The sequence below is a fragment of the Streptomyces sp. NPDC058195 genome (genome assembly GCF_042883525.1).
GTDB lineage: Bacteria > Actinomycetota > Actinomycetes > Streptomycetales > Streptomycetaceae > Streptomyces.
In genome coordinates this window covers 1-1,334 of record NZ_JBHVVM010000084.1, presented here as the reverse complement: position 1 = coordinate 1,334, position 1,334 = coordinate 1, and the positions used below count along the sequence as shown (strand labels likewise).

Here is a 1,334-nt window from a genome sequence, read left to right as displayed (position 1 = left end):
ATCTCATGAAGAGCGCTATTTATCACCGGCGGAGGATTAAAACATTTACTCGAAAAGGGATTACTGATAATGATCGTCATGATAAAGACGCATTGTATATGTATAAGCGTCTTGCAAAAGAAATGTTAGAGAGGATGGGATATGATGGGCCTTTTGGAGAGACCACATCGGAACAAGACAACGAGGGGCAATGAGTGGACGCAGAGTGTAAAGAAAAATAAAGACAAGAGGGGAACAATTAAAGTTCCGCGAGATCAGCATGATCGGTTAATGGCTTTAGCATTTGCTAAAGACTTAAAAATGCCAGGTCTTTTGTTAGAAGTGGAGCAGCTTCTCCAGGAAACATTGACCGAAGATGAAAAAGCAATGTATCAAACCATGTTGAAAAAGCTGTCTAATAAATGAATTAAGTAGACACGTCTACATGTCTACGTTTATATGGCCGGCAGCGCAACAGCGTAGCCGGCCGTAATTATGTTTAGAATGAAATACACTCATGAAAGAAGGGACTATTTTGGAAAATGAGTTTAAAACACATTTAGAGGCCGATAGAGAGGTTTTAACGTCTTCGGGTGTAAAAGGTCAAAAAAACAAAAAAAGAGGCCCATATCGGACGAGAAACGGGTCGAAGATGGAAGATACTCATACGAAAATAAATTTTTATGCTAGAAATGATTTGAAGGAACGGCTCGATAAGTTGGCCAAGAAGCAACCGAAAGGTTTTAGACATAAGCTTTTCAATGATATGTTGGAGCAAATCATTATAGATTTAGAGGAGTTATCCGCAGATTCAGATTAAATTTTAAGCTGAAAAATGGAAAGGCATGTCGTTTATCCACAGTTTTGGAGGAAGAAGTTTCCCTTAAAGCCTTGTATTCTCAAAATTCGAATAGTAGAATAATAGATAATTAAATACGAACGGAAAAAAGGCAAAATAAAAAGTGCTCAATGTTGGTAGCATTGAACACTCCGACTGTTTGTAAGATCGCACCTCTTACAACGTCATTTAGATGTTATCTATTATACTCGGAAAAGGCTTCAAAATCAAGGTTTTACGGGGATAAAAAGGGTGACAGTGAATGACTGTTTTGGGTGTAATAACTCACAATCAGTCAGGAACTGTCGCCCTTTTTTCTTTCGTCACCCAGCTGCCGTTAAGGGGTGTAAAATAAACTGACGTCAGGAGTTGCTCCGTCCACTGCAAAAATACGGAGATGTAGCCACAAATAAGCGTTCCTTGCTGCGCTTGTGGTGAAATGGCGAGGACGGCCATAAACGGTCCGGTGGTTGTACGGCGCATTACGGTGCGGGTATCAACGGCCAAAGCTTCATAC

At 40.2% G+C, this 1,334-nt stretch carries 4 protein-coding genes; 3 read left to right on the top strand and 1 reads right to left on the bottom strand.

What is annotated here, in order from left to right:
• The 3 genes from ACFVWY_RS35635 to ACFVWY_RS35625 form a co-directional block, all read left to right on the top strand.
• On the top strand, positions 1-194 hold a 194-nt coding region (locus tag ACFVWY_RS35635), incomplete at its 5' end, for a hypothetical protein (RefSeq protein WP_389879054.1).
• A 76-nt stretch (positions 195-270) separates the two neighbouring features.
• Positions 271-405: a hypothetical protein gene (locus ACFVWY_RS35630; RefSeq protein WP_275265778.1), complete on the top strand. Its 135-nt coding sequence runs from the start codon at positions 271-273 to the stop codon at positions 403-405.
• A 91-nt stretch (positions 406-496) separates the two neighbouring features.
• A complete protein-coding gene (locus ACFVWY_RS35625) occupies positions 497-799 on the top strand; it encodes a hypothetical protein (RefSeq protein ID WP_376947965.1) in 303 nt (100 codons plus the stop codon).
• A 309-nt stretch (positions 800-1,108) separates the two neighbouring features.
• On the opposite strand, the gene ACFVWY_RS35620 is transcribed toward ACFVWY_RS35625, so the two are convergent.
• A partial coding sequence (locus ACFVWY_RS35620; RefSeq protein WP_389879053.1) for a hypothetical protein occupies positions 1,109-1,334 on the bottom strand: 226 nt, incomplete at its 5' end.

Bases quoted from the DNA above. Each gene is read 5' to 3' on its own strand.
- ACFVWY_RS35625 (WP_376947965.1), top strand. From the start codon at position 497: ATGAAAGAAGGGACTATTTTGGAAAATGAGTTTAAAACACATTTAGAG.
- ACFVWY_RS35630 (WP_275265778.1), top strand. From the start codon at position 271: ATGGCTTTAGCATTTGCTAAAGACTTAAAAATGCCAGGTCTTTTGTTA.